Origin of the sequence: Bradyrhizobium sp. DN3 (genome assembly GCF_041357655.1) — a bacterium.
GTDB lineage: Bacteria > Pseudomonadota > Alphaproteobacteria > Rhizobiales > Xanthobacteraceae > Bradyrhizobium.
In genome coordinates this window covers 205,563-219,896 of sequence record NZ_JAULLN010000014.1, presented here as the reverse complement: position 1 = coordinate 219,896, position 14,334 = coordinate 205,563, and the positions used below count along the sequence as shown (strand labels likewise).

Below are 14,334 nucleotides of genomic sequence, written 5' to 3'. Positions count from 1 at the left end.
GATAGGAGAAGAAGTAGGCCAGCACCAGGAACGGAATCAGGCGCCAGGAGATGGCACGGATGGTCGAGGTCTCGATGCTGCTTCTCGCACCGCTTGCAGCGCCGGCAAAGGTCGTGGTCTGGCTCATGGTTCCCCCCTATGTTTTAGACATGAATTGCATGGCCTAGTGATCTCAGCGCGGCCTCATGAAAGCTCTCACTTAGAGTCGGATGGGCATGGATGGTCAGGGCGATGTCCTCGAGGCGCGCGCCCATCTCCAGCGCCAGGCTGAACGCCGCTGACAGCTCGGCGAGGCCAGGGCCCACGCCCTGAATCCCGAGCAGGACATGATTGTCGGCACGCGCCACGGTGCGGATGAAGCCGTCGTCCCGATCCAGCGTGAGCGCACGGCCGCTGGCCTTGAACGGAAACAGATCGGTCTTGACCTCAAACCCCTTGTCCCGCGCCTCGCTTGGTGAGAGGCCGACCGTGACGATCTCGGGATCGGTGAAGCAGATCGCGGGAATCGCGACGCGGTCCCAGGCGCGACGGTGGCCGGCGACGATTTCGGCGACCATCTCGCCTTGCGCCATGGCGCGGTGCGCCAGCATCGGCTCGCCCGTGACGTCGCCGATCGCGAAGACGCCGCGCATCGAGGTTCGGCATCGATCGTCGATGCGGATGTAGGGGCCGTCCATGTCGAGATCGAGCAGCTCGAGGCCGAAGCCTGACGTCGCGGGCTTACGGCCGACCGTGACCAGGATCTTGTCGGCTTCGAGCGTTGTCTGTCCGCCGTCGGCGGTTTCGATCAGAAGCGCCGTGCCTTCTGCGACCAGCCCCTTGGCTTTCGCGCTTGTCAGGATCGTAACGCCCAGCGCACGGAGCCGCCTGGCAACGGGGTCGCTCAGCTCGCCGTCATATTGCGGCAGGATGCGCGGCGTGGCCTCGACCACGGTGACGTCGGCGCCGAGTTTAGCAAAGGCCGTGCCGAGTTCGAGGCCGATATAGCCGCCACCGACGACGATCAGCCGCTTCGGCACCTCAGCAAGCGCCAGGGCATCTGTCGATGAGATGACGCGGCCGCCGAAAGGAAGGGACGGTAGCTCGATTGGCGCCGAGCCCGTGGCGATCACGATGGTTTCGGCATGGATCAGCTGAACGCCGTTGCTCGTGTGAACCTCGACGGTCTTGCCGTCGTGAAAGCTCGCGTGTCCGGCCGTGTATCTGACACCGGCGCGCTTCAACAATCCGCTCACGCCGCCATTGAGACGCCGCACGATATCGTCCTTCCAGGCGATGGTTTTGGTGAAGTCGAGTGACGGCTTTTGGGCGGAGATGCCGAGCGAGGCCTTGCCGTCGGCGGCACGTGCGACCGTCTCGTAAGTGTCGGCCGCGTGGATCAGGGCCTTCGAGGGGATGCAGCCGATGTTGAGGCAGGTTCCTCCCGGCTTTTCGGACTCTACGACCACGGTGTCGATGCCGAGCTGGCCGGCCCGGATCGCACAGGTATAGCCGCCGGGGCCCGCGCCTATGACGAGAAGCTTACAGGTGGTGTCGGTCATAGTCTTATGCGTCAATGAAGATCATGGCGGGCGTTTCGAGCTGCGTCTTGATCCGCTGCACGAACAGCGCGGCGTTGAAACCGTCGATCACGCGGTGATCGAAACTCGACGACAGGTTCATCATCTTGCGCGGCACGAAGCCTGCGCCGTCCCAGTGCGGGCGTATTGTGATTCGATTGACACCGACGATCGCGACCTCCGGGTGATTGATGATCGGCGTCGTCACAAGCCCACCTAACGCGCCGAGTGAAGTGATCGTGATGGTCGAACCGATGAGCTCGTCGCGGCTCGCCGTGCCGTTCCGCGCCGCCTCGGTGACACGGATCACCTCGGCCGCGCAGTCGAAGAGATCGCGCGCCTCCGTGTGGCGGACAACCGGCACCATGAGGCCAGCCCCGGTTTGCGTCGCAATCCCCATGTGGACGGCGGCGTGCTGGTGCACGATGCCGGCCTCATCATCGAAATGGGCGTTGAGCTCGGGCTGTATGGCGACGGCACGCACGATAGCCTGCATCAGGAACGGCAGCAGCGTCAGCTTGGGCCTGTCGGTGCGCTTCTGCTCGTTGAGTTTTGCGCGAAGATCTTCGAGCGCGGTGACGTCGACCTCCTCGACATAGGTAATGTGCGGGATCCGTGCATTTGCGATCGACATTTTCTCGGCGATCTTGCGCCGCAGGCCGACGACCTTGGTATCCGTGACGGCGGTCTTGGGTCGGCTCCGCAGCGCCGGCGCGTCGTCGGAGCCACGTGCGATGTAGCTGTCGAGATCGTCATGGGTGATCCGACCGGCCGGGCCGGAGCCGTGCAGCTGACGCAGGTCGATTCCCGCCTCGCGCGCGCGGAGCCGGACCGCGGGCGCTGCCAATGGCCGTTCGCCTTCGCGACGGGCCGGTGGCGCCAGAGGCTGCAGGGAGGGTGCGACATGCGCGGGTGCAATCGCTGGTGTGGCGCGCGCCGCATGACCCGCTTTTCGCGCTGGCGCGCTCGTCGTTTGCACTGCCGGCGCCGCAGTCGTGGTGGACGTTTCGCCCTTGCCGTCCACGTCGAGCCGGACGAAGTCGGAGCCGATCGCAAGCATGTCGCCAACCTTGCCGGCAAGCCAGACCACACGTCCTTCGGCTGGAGAGGGAATCTCGACCGTGGCCTTGTCGGTCATGACGGCGCCGAGCACAGCATCCTCGCGCACGAGATCGCCGACTTGTACCTGCCACTCCACCAGCTCGGCTTCGGCGATGCCTTCGCCGACGTCGGGCAACCTGACGACACGCTCGGTCATCTCAGGCCTCCAGCGTTTCGGCCAGCGCGCGACTGACTCGCGCCGGGCCCGGGAAGTAGTCCCATTCCTGGGCATGCGGGTAGGGCGTGTCCCAGCCCGCGACGCGCGCGATCGGCGCTTCCAGATGATAGAAGCAGCGCGTCTGCACCAGCGCGCAGAGCTCGGCGCCGAAGCCGGACGTCAACGTTGCCTCATGCACGATCACGCAGCGCCCGGTCTTCTTGACCGAGGCCTCAACGGTGTCGAGGTCGAGCGGCAGAAGGGTGCGGAGATCGATGATCTCGGCATCGATGCCGGTCTCGGCTGCCGCGCTTTCGGCGACATGGACCATCGTGCCATAGGCCAGGATCGTGACGGCTTCGCCCTGCCGGCGGATCGCGGCGCGGCCGAGCGGCACGGTGTAGTGCCCCTCGGCGACCTCGCCGAGATCGTGCTTCGACCACGGCGTCACGGGACGATCATGATGGCCATCGAACGGGCCGTTGTAGAGCCGCTTCGGCTCAAGGAAGATGACCGGGTCGGGATCCTCGATCGCGGCGATCAGGAGGCCCTTGGCGTCGCTCGGATTCGAGGGCACCACGGTCTTGATGCCACAGACATGGGTGAACAGCGCTTCCGGGCTTTGGCTGTGCGTCTGTCCACCGAAGATGCCGCCGCCTGTCGGCATGCGCACCACAACCGGACAGGTGAACTGGCCGTTCGAGCGATAGCGCAGCCGCGCGGCTTCGGAGACGATCTGGTCGTAGGCCGGATACATGTAGTCGGCGAACTGGATCTCGACGCAGGGTTTTAGGCCGTAAGCCGCCATGCCGACCGCGGCGCCGACGATGCCGAGCTCGCTGATCGGCGTATCAAAGCAGCGGCTCTTGCCGTATTTCGCCTGCAGCCCTTGGCTCGCGCGAAATACGCCGCCAAAATAGCCGACGTCCTCGCCGAACACGACGACGTCGTCATCGCGCGACATCATCACGTCCATGGCCTCGCGGATCGCCTCGATCATCGTTCGCCGCGGCATGGCTTAAACTCCTGCTTCCTGGCGCTGCCGGCGCAGGTGCGGCGGCATCTGGGAGAATACACCCTCGAACATGTCGCGCGCAGAGGCATGCTTGGGGGAATGCAGCGTGCCGTAGCTCTCGGCCTCCTTCTGCGCCGCGATCACGGTGTCCATGATCTCGGCCTCGGTCTGCTTGTGCCGTTCGTCCGACCAGGCGCCGCGCACGATCAAATGGTTCTTCAGCCGGATCACGGGATCTCCGAGCGGCCATGCTTCGGATTCCGTCTTCGGCCGATAGCCCGCCGGATCATCCGAGGTGGAATGCGCGCCGACCCGATAGGTCACATGCTCGATCAGCGTCGGGCCGAGATTGCGGCGGGCGCGCTCGCAGGCCCATTTCGCCACGGCATGGACCGCGAGATAGTCGTTGCCGTCCACCCGCAGCGCCGGAATGCCGAAGCCGAGGCCGCGCGCCGCGAAGGTGCCGGAACCGCCGCGCGCGATGCCCTGGAAGGTCGAGATGGCCCATTGATTATTGACGATGTTGAGCACGACCGGCGCGCGATAGGTCGAGGCGAATACTAGCGCGGCATGGAAGTCGGACTCGGCGGTGGCGCCGTCGCCGATCCAGCCGACGGCGATCTTGGTATCGTTCTTGATCGCGGACGCCATCGCCCAGCCGACCGCCTGGATGTACTGGGTGGCGAGATTGCCGGAGATCGAGAAGAAGCCGTGCTCCCTCGAGGAATACATCACCGGCAGCTGGCGTCCCTTCAGGGGATCATGGGTGTTGGAATAGATCTGGCAGGCCATGTCCACCAGCGGATAGCCGCCCGCGATCAGCAGTCCCGCCTGGCGATAGGTCGGAAAGTTCATGTCGCCCGGCGACAGCGCCTTGCGGAAGGCGCAGCTCACGGCTTCCTCGCCCATGTGCTGCATGTAGAAGGACGTCTTGCCCTGCCGCTGCGCCATCTGCATCCGCGCATCGAAGGCGCGCAACGTCATCATGTGACGCAGGCCTTCCAGCAATTCATCATCGGAGAGCGATCCCGCCCAGGGGCCGACGGCTTCGCCGTCGCGATTGAGCACGCGGATGACGGAGAAGGCGAGGTCGCGGATCGCCTCGGCATCGACGTCGACCTCGGGGCGTGCGACCTGGCCGGCGCGAGGGATGCGGATGTTGGAGAAATCGGGCGTGTCGCCCGGGCGCACGGCCGGTTCGGGGACGTGAAGGGAAAGTGGCGCGTTGTCGGTCATGGGCGCGACCTCATTTCGAGCGAGAGATGCGGCGCCGGGCTCGGCAGCGCGACGTCGCATTCGCCGCGCACCTCGACGGCACCAATGCAGACCACAGTACCAACGCGGCGCGCGAGACGGTCGACAGCGTCACGATCCGTGATGTCGATGGACGCGGATATCCGATACACCTCGGCTTCGGCCTGCGCGCTGACGGCCGCGAGCTTGAGGCCGGCGACGCGCGCCTGATCGAGCAGCCGGCCGAGGGCGGCATGCATATCGCTGCTCCTGAGCTCCAGAAAAAACACCGTCCGCTCCTCCCTAAACGTAGTATGTTTGTACTGGCCAATAATCGGATTTTTGTTCCAATTATCTGGGTAATTCGGTCATTCGAGGCGGAATCATTCTGGCAATTGTGCCAGTAAATAGAATGGAGTTCTGGATATGGCGAAGGTCAGACGTGCGGCGCGGCCAGCTAAGGCTCCGCGCAAGGATTCGCTTCGCCTCGACGAGATCGACCGCAAAATCCTCCGCGCACTGCAGCAGGATGCGCGACTGACGACGGCGCAGCTTGCCGACGAAATCGGGCTCTCCACCACGCCGTGCTGGAACAGACTGAAGCGGCTCGAAACCCAGGGCTATATCGATGGCTATGTCGCACTGCTCAATCAGGAGAAGCTCGGCCTGCCCGAAACGGTCATCATAGAAGTGACGCTCGACCACCACGACGAGGAGGTGCTCGAACGTTTCGGCCAGCTGCTCACGAACCTGCCGGAGGTGATCGAAGCCTATCTCACGACCGGCGACTACGACTACGTGGTGAAGGTGGCCGTCGAAAGCACCGCCGGATACGAACGCTTCCTGCGCGAAAAGCTCTATCGCATTCCCGGCATTCGCCACAGCCGATCGTCCTTCGCGTTGCGCTGCCTGAAGAAGTTGACCTCGGTCCAGGTGTAGTGTGCTTGCGGCTCATCAGCGCGAGGGCACCGGGCTGGCTTTCGGCTGTGCGTCGAGCACAGTCGGAAAAGCTCGACCAATGCACCGGTGAACACGCAGACGCCACTCGATTGGACGTCTGCTCCTTGCGTTCACTCTGGAAAGTATCGTTCGTCAAAAGGCGGTCTTCTTGCCGATGATGCCGACGTAGCTCGATCGTACCAGAGCTCCCCAGCGGCCATCCCTCTTGACGATCACGTAGAAAGAGTCGGCCGATAGTATCGGCTTGTCATTGGCGTCATAGCGCGTGAATCTGGTGACAAAGTGGAGCTTGTCGTCGGATTTCTGCACCAGTTTGCGAGACGTCCACGCTGAGCGAGCCCATGTCGAAGCCTGCGCCAACTGCTTCGCATCGTTCGATTGCGCATATTCTTCCGGCGTGTTCCAGACCTGCACCTGCCCGCCAGCGATTCTTATATGCGGATAGTGAACCGTCTTGGACCAGGCTTCCGCATCTCGCGAGTTGAACGCTTTCATGAACTCGTCGAGATAAGCGCATCCTTGCTTCAGAAGCTCGTCGTTTCCCGGATTTTGGCACTCGTCGTCGGGTTGACCTTGAGCCAGTGCAACCGTGCTCATGCCAAAGAACACGCCCGCAAGCGCCAGCAGCCTGCGAATTTTCATGCGGGTACCTCCCTAATCGACCAAGTCAGCTTGGTTCGTTTTGATTGACAGAGACGTCGATCGAGGTCCGATCTTAGATGGACAGAGCGCCGAGGCAATGCCGGCGCAGCGCAGTATTTCTGAAGGGGGCGTCAGTTTTTCTCAATCGCTGGAGGCTGGAAGGTGACGCGAGGCTTGCGCGGGCCGAAACGCGCGGCCGCTCCAAGTGAGTGGTCTCTTGCTTCCCTTGGCGGTTCGTATCAAAACACCGGTACATCAGAAAAACCAAACAGGGGGTCAGAAAAAGCGCCTTGCACGAAGCGGGGGTAGCGTCGCTCATCTTGCCGCACAACAACAACCAAATGCAGGCAGGAAACGATGGTCGCGAGCGATCAATCTTGCGCAACGGTTCGGCTCGGTCGCGCCTTCGCATTCAGAGCCGTCGGCAGCGCGGCCTTGCGGGAACGTTGGATCGGACGATGAGCGCTCTGGTGCGACGAACGCCCTTGTTCAAGCTGACGCATGTACGCGGCCGTCCACTAGATGATGGATTTTCCAACATGATCGCGGGTAGGCAACGCCGCCCAGTCCAACCAGAGATGCGAATGATCAGCGAGGTATCGCGATGAAGGTGGGAATTATTGGTGTCGGCCTGATGGGGCACGGAATTGCGAAGAACCTGCTGGTGCGGGGCGGCTATCCCCTTGCCTTTCTCGACCATCCCGGCAATCAGCCGGTCGACGACCTCGTCGGTCTCGGCGCTATAGCCTGCAAGACTCCGGGCGACGTGGCAGACGTGTCCGATGTCATCATCCTTTGCGTGACCGGCTCTCCGCAGGTCGAAGCAATTCTTACCGGCGATGCCGGCGTCTTGCCCCGGCTGCGAAAGGGGACAATCATCGTCGATTGCTCGACCGCACTGCCGGAATCGACGTTGCGGATGGCCGCTGCGGTCCGGGCCGCCGGCGGAAGCTTCCTCGATGCGCCGATGACACGCACGGCCAGGCATGCGGAAGAGGGAACGCTGAACCTCCTGGTTGGCGGCGATGAAGCAGACTTTCAAAGCGTCCGTGCCGTCCTTGCCGCTTTCACCGAGAGCCTCGAACGGGTCGGACCCGTGAGCTTCGGCCATCGGCTCAAGCTGCTCCACAACTACGTTTCGATCGGCTTCATGGCGCTTCTCAGCGAAGCAGCCGCGCAGGCGGCCGATGCAGGCGTCGATCCCGCGATTTTCGTCGATGTTCTCGCCAAAGGCGGTGGCGCCGGCGTGGCGCTGCAGCGGTTGGCGCCGGCCATCGTGGCCGGCGACGTCGAGACGGTCCCGTTCTTCATCGGCAATGCGTTGAAGGACATCAACTACTACAGGACGATGGCGGGCACATCCGGCGCATGCGGGACGATCGCCGACGGTGTTGCCGGCGCCATGGCAGCGGTGGTCGAGAGCGGGCACGGGCAGGCCTATATTCCGGAACTGGCGCGCTTCCTCCGCAAACAGCAGCCGGCTGCGTAGAACCCATTCCCGAGACGATCGCTGCAGGGTAAGCACGACATCAAACGAGGCGGACATCCGACAATCGCCTCTGCGAGACAGGAGTAGACCGATGACAAAAGCTGAGATCCGATTTCCCATCGACGGCCGAACTCGAAAGATGTTCGTGGACGGCGCGTGGGTGGAAGCCCGCTCGGGTAAAGTCTTCGAGACGCGCAACCCCGCGACCGGCGAGGTGATCGGACGCGTGCCGCGGGCAGACGCGGCCGACATCGGTCTTGCCGTCACCGCGGCCCGCCGCGCCTTCGAAGGCCCGTGGAGCCGCTTCAAGCCGTTCGAACGGCAGGCGCTGCTGTTGCGGATCGCCGACCTGTTTGAGAAGCATTGGGAGGAGATCAGCCAGTCCGATACGGCCGACATGGGAATGCCGATCGTCAGGACGCGGGCGAACAAGCTCCGCGTGCTCGGCATGCTCAGATACTACGCCGGCATGGCAACCGCGATCCACGGGCAGACGATCGACAATTCGCTGCCGGGCGATATCGTCTCGTTCACGCGCAAGGAGCCGGTCGGCGTCGTTGGCGCCATCATTCCCTGGAACGCGCCGACGGCTGCGTCGGTCTGGAAGATCGGGCCCGCGCTGGCGACCGGCTGCACCATCGTGCTCAAGCCCTCCGAAGAGGCGCCGCTGACGCCATTGCTGATCGCTGATTTGATGAACGAGGCCGGGGTGCCGCCGGGCGTGGTCAATGTCGTGACCGGGACCGGGCCGGAGGCCGGGGCGCCGCTGGCCGAGCACTCCGGTGTCGACAAGATCGTCTTCACCGGATCCACCGCAACCGGGCAGGCGATCGTTCGCGCCTCGGCCGGCAACCTCAAGCGGGTGTCGCTCGAACTCGGCGGCAAGTCACCGGTGATCGTCTGCGCGGACGCGGACCTCGACAAGGCTGTCCCGATTGCCGCGATGGCGGCGTTTGCCAATTCGGGCCAGATTTGCATCGCCGGCTCCCGCCTGTTCGTCGAGCGCGCGATTCACGACGAACTGGTGGAACGGCTCGGGAAATTTGCCGCGGCCCTGAAGATCGGTGATGGCGCTGATCCCTCGACGGAGATTGGACCGCTGGTCTCGGAGCGGCAGCTCGACAAGGTCGAAGGCTTCCTGCGGAGCGGGCGCGACGAGGGCGCGAAGGTCGTGACCGGTGGCAGCAGGCTGAGGGAAGGCGCCCTCGCGAAGGGCAATTTCGTCGCGCCAACCGTGTTCGCCGGCGTTTCCGACAACATGCAGATCGCCCGTGATGAAATCTTTGGCCCGGTCATTTCCGCGCTGCCGTTCGACACGCTCGATGAGGCCGTGACGCGCGCCAACGCGACGCCATACGGACTTGCAGCGGGTGTCTTCACGCGCGATGTGAGCAAGGCCCACGTCATCTCGAGGAGCCTCCGCGCCGGATCGGTATGGGTGAACACCTATCACGCCATCGATCCTGCGTTGCCGTTCGGCGGCTACAAGATGAGCGGATATGGCCGCGAAGGTGGCACCGAACAGCTCGACGAATACCTGAACACGAAGGGCATCTGGATCAAGCTGGATTGATCGATCGTCCCGGCGCGGCCGATCGTGGCAGTGGCCGCGCCGCCGGACGGGAGCAGCGAGAGGCCATGTCACGTCGCGCATGTCCTGCCACGGGCGAAGTGACATCACCACCACAGGATAATTTTGTCGAGCGAGCATCATGAAGGATACTTACAAGATCGCCGTCGTGCATGGAGACGGTATCGGGCCCGAAGTCGCTGGTGCGGCGGTCGCGGTGCTGCAAGCCGGTGTCCAGGCCAGGACGCTCCATTTTGCGGAATATCCGGCGGGCGCCACGCACTTTCTCGAAACCGGGGATTCGTTTCCGGCCACCTCGTTCGAGGGCTGCCGCACGGCCGATGCCATTCTCCATGGTGCGGCCGGCATTCCCGGTGTGGTTCACCGTGATGGAACCGAAGCCGGACTCGATTTCACGCTCTCGCTTCGCTTCAAGCTCGACCTGTTCGCCAATGTGCGGCCGATCAAGCTGTACAAGGGCGTGCCGTCCCCGCTCGGGCGGCCGGGATCGATCGACTACGTCATCGTCAGGGAGAACAGCGAGGGCCTCTACGCCGCGCGCGGCGCCGGCGCGCTGCTCAGGGAGGAAGTCGCAGTCGACACGCTCGTCCAGACCCGGAAGGGCATCGAACGCATCGTCCGGTTCGCATTCGAGCTTGCGAGAACACGGAATGGTTCACCAAAGGACGGTCGGCGCCGGGTGACCTGCTGCGACAAGGCCAATGTGCTGCGCACTTACGCGTTCTTTCGCGCCGTCTTCGACGAGGTCGCCAAAGACTATCCCGACATCGAAGCCGAGCACGTCCTTGTCGACGCGATGACGGTTCATCTGGTCAACAAGCCCTCGCATTTCGACGTCATCGTCACCGAGAACATGTTCGGCGACATCATTTCCGATCTCGGTGCGGCGACGGTCGGCGGCATGGGCATGTCGCCATCGGAAGAGGTTGGGGACGGGATCGGTTTCTTCCAGGCCTCGCATGGCTCGGCGCCCGACATCGCAGGAAAGGGGCTCGCCAATCCCTATGGGACGATCCTGGCGGCGATCCTGATGCTGCGGCGGCTGGATCAGCGCTATCGGGACAGCCGGCTGCGGCTTGGTGCCGACAGGATCGAGGCCGCGGTCCGTGCCGGGTTGGAGGATGCCGCGCTGAGGACCCGTGACATCGGTGGCAGCGCGACGACCGGTCAGGTCGTCGATGCGCTTCTGAAGTTACTCTAAGCGCGGCGTCAGCGAAGCTGGGCCAGGCTCGAGCGGATCAATGAAATCAATTGTTCGGTGTTCGGGCGCCTGACAGGGCCGCGCGGGGTGATCAAGCCGATCTGGCGGAGCTTGACGTGGTCGGAGATCGGGACGACACGAAACTGCTGCACGCCGGCCTGCACCAGAGCGACCCGCGGTACGATTGCGATGCCGAGGCCGGACGCTGCCAAGGCCAGCGCCGTCGTGGCGGCCTGGACCTCGAATTGCACATCGAGGCGGACGGCGAGCGTCTCCAGTGTCTCGTCGATCAGCCCTCGGACCGCCGTCGTCTTCGACAGCAGGATAACCGGCTTTTCGACGAGATCAGCGAATCCGATGCTTAATTGTCCCTCGTCGAATACTGGCGGTACACAGGCAAAGAGGGGATCTTCAAGGATCGGCTCGAACTCATAATCCCCCATGTCGGGGACTTCCGGACCAATGCCGAACTCGACATCTTGCCTCTTCAGCAGTTCGAGCATCGGTGTCGTGGAGAGCTCCATGAGCTGGACCTGGCTCCTCGGATAGCGGACCTTGAATGTCGCCAGGATGTTGGGCAGCCATCCGGACGCAAGTGTCGGAACGCAAGCCATTCGAATGTGACGGCTGCGGGACTGCGCTGATTCGGTCAGCAGATCCAACCCGGACTGAACTTCCTGGAGGGCTCGCTTTGCCTGTTCGAACAGGATCCGCCCCTCAGGCGTAAGCAACACCTTCTGTGGTGTCCTGCGAAAGAGCAGGACGCCGATCTGCTCCTCCAGGTCGCGAACCTGCATGCTGACGGCAGACGGCGACCGGTTCGATTCCTCCGCAGCCTTTCGAAAGCTTTCGTGCTCGGCCGCGAGCAGGAAAGTATGGAGAAGCTTCAGGTTGATGTTCGGCAAGTCCGAATACCTCGTTCAGCGCTCATGCGCTCCATGCGGAATGACCCCAACGCGGATTGACATGTATATCTGGCCAAGAAGGCGGCAGTCTTGATTAAACCAGATCATCGCGCCCTGGCTCGACGAACCCACGATCTTCCGTATCGCTGCGGCTTTCGAGGCGGCGCAACCCTGGGCGGAGTTCTGGCCGTCGCTGGCGCTACGTGGGCTGGGCGGGGGGCGTGCCAAGGGATGAAGCGGGCATGATGGAATAGTGCCGGTGTTTTGCCCGATGTGTCAAATCTCCAGACCACGATCCGGAAGAGTGCGCAGCAGTTCTCCGAACAATGGCGGGCGAAAACCCTTTTGCTGACAATGCCATGTCTACTGTGCATGGGGTTGTTTTCGATGTTCTGTTGGCCTAGCCAAGCGCGATCGGCGCGGCGCGGCCGCTGAGCTCTTCGTGTCGGCAGTACGGTGTCCTGATCATTCCAGTTGTCGGCTTGCTCGGCGGACTTCGTCGAGGAACGCTCTTGCAAGACGCGAGAGCGGCTCCGCTTCGGACCACAGCATGTATGCTAGCGCAGGTGTTTCGGGAAGGAAGGGGCGCATGACCAGCTCCTGACTGCCAGCCTGGTGCGGCGAGAACGGATCCACCACCGCCGCGCCGACGCCTGCTGCGGCGAGCACGCAGGCGGTGTTGCAGTATCGCACCTCGACGGTTGGCTGGAATGGAGCGCCGGCCGAAGCAAAACTCGCACGCACGGCTTCACCCAACTGCGTTCCCCGCTCGAGCCCGATGAAGGGGAGATCGGCGAGATCGGACGCGGTGATCACCGCGCGGTCCGCCAGCGGATGCCGCGGCGGCACGACGCAGACCATCTCGCCGGTGTGTACCACTTCATGCGCGATGCCCGGATGATGCGAGAAGCCGAGCGCGAAGCCGAGCTCGGCGACCCGGCTCAGGAGCCCGTCGATGATGCCCTCATAGCGGCGAACGTCGAAGAACATCCGCGTCTGCGGCCGCCGGCGCAGGAAGTCCGACAATGCGGGCGGGATGATGCTGTAGGCCAGCGGCGGCGTTGCGACGATCGACAGATGTCCCGTGCGACATTCCCTGAGATCACGGACGCGGTTTTCCAGCTTGGCATGCAGCGCAAAAATGGTCTCGCTTTCCTTGTAGAGCGCCATCGCCTCGGCGGTCGGAAACAGGCGGTTGTTGACGCGCTCGAACAAGGCGAAGCCCGCCTGCGTCTCCATCGCCTTCAACGCGTTGCTGATCGCCGGCTGTGACAGCGACAGCTCCTCGGCTGCTGCGACTGTCGTCCGGTGTCGAACGACCGCACGCAAAATTTCGAGTTGGCGCAGGTTCATCTATTCGTGCCCGTTATAGTCCGACCGAAAATATCATAGCACGAGTGATTGCCAACGCCGCTCTCATTTCTTGTAATGCGGTGCGGAATGAGCGCTGCCGAGGGAATATCGGTCCGCCTATCGAGGCAGCAGTCCGCATCATTTGGAGGCAATGTTGACTCGCGTTCTTCGTGCTGCCGCAGCCCAGATGGGGCCGACGCAAAGAGCTGATGCCCGTGCGCACACACTTGATCGCATGCTCCGGTTGCTCGAAGAGGCGGCCGCGCGGGGGGCGCGGCTGGTGGTGTTTCCCGAACTCGCCTTCACGACATTCTTTCCGCGCTGGCTGCTCGAAGGCGATGGGCTCGATCAGTATTTCGAGCGCGGCATGCCGAATCCGGCTGTCCAGGCGCTATTCGACCGAGCCCGCGAACTGCGCGTCGGCTTCTATGTCGGCTATGCCGAGCTTACCCCGGATGGCCGTCGTTACAATTGTGCGATCCTGGTTGGCGACAGCGGCGAGATCATGGGCCGATATCGCAAGGTGCATCTGCCCGGGTCGGTCGAACCCCGGCCAGGCGCGCGCTACCAGCAGTTGGAAAAACGCTACTTCGAATATGGCGATCTCGGCTTTCCCGCCTTCCGCGCAGGATCGGCGTGGAGCCACGCCATCATGGGCATGATGATTTGCAACGATCGCCGCTGGCCGGAAGCCTGGCGCGTGCTGGGTCTGCAGGGAGTCGAACTGATCTGCATCGGCTACAACTCGGCGGCCTACGATCCGAACGGCGGCGCCACCGAGGACGCGGCACTGCGCACCTTCCATTCGACGCTCGTCGCGCAGGCCAATGCCTACATGAACGCGACCTGGGCGATTGCAGTGGCGAAGGCCGGCGAGGAAGATGGCTCTGGCCTGATCGGAGGCTCATGCATTGTCGATCCGAACGGCAGGATCGTCGCGCAGGCGAAGACACTGGCGGACGAGGTCGTTGTTGCCGATATCGATCTCGATCTCTGCCGCCAGGGCAAGGACAAGATGTTCAATTTCGCCGCCCACCGGCGGCCCGAGCAATACAGGATGATCACTGAGCGCGCCGGCGTGGTCGAGCCGGCCGTTCTCGGCATGGACTGACATGCGGCCAGTCGCGC

General features: G+C 63.4%; 13 protein-coding genes. 5 read left to right on the top strand and 8 right to left on the bottom strand.

Going from position 1 to position 14,334, the window contains the following annotated elements; translation table 11 throughout:
- Positions 1-143: 143 nt before the first annotated feature.
- From lpdA to AAE027_RS21865, 5 genes are read right to left on the bottom strand one after another with little or no spacing between them, the layout of a single operon-like run.
- Positions 144-1,541, bottom strand: coding sequence for a dihydrolipoyl dehydrogenase (gene lpdA, locus AAE027_RS21885; RefSeq protein ID WP_370986527.1), 1,398 nt, complete (start codon positions 1,539-1,541; stop codon positions 144-146).
- Positions 1,542-1,545: 4 nt separating this feature from the next.
- Positions 1,546-2,817 (bottom strand): dihydrolipoamide acetyltransferase family protein, encoded by a 1,272-nt coding sequence (locus AAE027_RS21880; protein ID WP_370986528.1) that lies wholly within the window; start codon positions 2,815-2,817, stop codon positions 1,546-1,548.
- Position 2,818: 1 nt separating this feature from the next.
- Positions 2,819-3,832 carry an alpha-ketoacid dehydrogenase subunit beta gene (locus tag AAE027_RS21875; protein WP_370986529.1) on the bottom strand — a complete coding sequence of 338 codons (1,014 nt, stop codon included), beginning with the start codon at positions 3,830-3,832 and terminating at the stop codon, positions 2,819-2,821.
- Between the two features lie 3 nt (positions 3,833-3,835).
- Positions 3,836-5,068: a 3-methyl-2-oxobutanoate dehydrogenase (2-methylpropanoyl-transferring) subunit alpha gene (locus AAE027_RS21870; RefSeq protein ID WP_370986530.1), complete on the bottom strand. Its 1,233-nt coding sequence runs from the start codon at positions 5,066-5,068 to the stop codon at positions 3,836-3,838.
- Positions 5,065-5,325, bottom strand: a complete 261-nt coding sequence (locus AAE027_RS21865; RefSeq protein WP_370986531.1) for a hypothetical protein — start codon at positions 5,323-5,325, stop codon at positions 5,065-5,067. Before AAE027_RS21865 ends, AAE027_RS21870 begins: the two co-directional genes overlap by 4 nt.
- Before the next feature lie 166 nt (positions 5,326-5,491).
- Between AAE027_RS21865 and AAE027_RS21860 the strand changes: the two genes are divergently transcribed.
- Positions 5,492-6,004, top strand: a complete 513-nt coding sequence (locus AAE027_RS21860; protein WP_091883780.1) for an Lrp/AsnC family transcriptional regulator — start codon at positions 5,492-5,494, stop codon at positions 6,002-6,004.
- 153 nt (positions 6,005-6,157) lie between these two features.
- On the opposite strand, the gene AAE027_RS21855 is transcribed toward AAE027_RS21860, so the two are convergent.
- Complete coding sequence (locus tag AAE027_RS21855; RefSeq protein ID WP_370986532.1) at positions 6,158-6,667, bottom strand: hypothetical protein; 510 nt, start codon at positions 6,665-6,667, stop codon at positions 6,158-6,160.
- Positions 6,668-7,271: 604 nt separating this feature from the next.
- Between AAE027_RS21855 and AAE027_RS21850 the strand changes: the two genes are divergently transcribed.
- From AAE027_RS21850 to AAE027_RS21840, 3 genes are all read left to right on the top strand, one after another.
- Positions 7,272-8,156: an NAD(P)-dependent oxidoreductase gene (locus AAE027_RS21850; protein ID WP_370986533.1), complete on the top strand. Its 885-nt coding sequence runs from the start codon at positions 7,272-7,274 to the stop codon at positions 8,154-8,156.
- A gap of 91 nt (positions 8,157-8,247) precedes the next feature.
- A complete protein-coding gene (locus AAE027_RS21845; RefSeq protein ID WP_370986534.1) occupies positions 8,248-9,729 on the top strand; it encodes an aldehyde dehydrogenase family protein in 1,482 nt (493 codons plus the stop codon).
- 139 nt (positions 9,730-9,868) lie between these two features.
- Positions 9,869-10,948, top strand: a complete 1,080-nt coding sequence (locus AAE027_RS21840; RefSeq protein WP_370986535.1) for an isocitrate/isopropylmalate dehydrogenase family protein — start codon at positions 9,869-9,871, stop codon at positions 10,946-10,948.
- An 8-nt stretch (positions 10,949-10,956) separates the two neighbouring features.
- On the opposite strand, the gene AAE027_RS21835 is transcribed toward AAE027_RS21840, so the two are convergent.
- Positions 10,957-11,853 (bottom strand): LysR family transcriptional regulator, encoded by an 897-nt coding sequence (locus AAE027_RS21835; protein ID WP_370986536.1) that lies wholly within the window; start codon positions 11,851-11,853, stop codon positions 10,957-10,959.
- A gap of 465 nt (positions 11,854-12,318) precedes the next feature.
- Positions 12,319-13,206: a LysR family transcriptional regulator gene (locus AAE027_RS21830; RefSeq protein ID WP_370986537.1), complete on the bottom strand. Its 888-nt coding sequence runs from the start codon at positions 13,204-13,206 to the stop codon at positions 12,319-12,321.
- Between the two features lie 151 nt (positions 13,207-13,357).
- Between AAE027_RS21830 and AAE027_RS21825 the strand changes: the two genes are divergently transcribed.
- Positions 13,358-14,317 carry an N-carbamoyl-D-amino-acid hydrolase gene (locus AAE027_RS21825; RefSeq protein ID WP_370986538.1) on the top strand — a complete coding sequence of 320 codons (960 nt, stop codon included), beginning with the start codon at positions 13,358-13,360 and terminating at the stop codon, positions 14,315-14,317.
- The last annotated feature ends 17 nt before the right edge of the window (positions 14,318-14,334 follow it).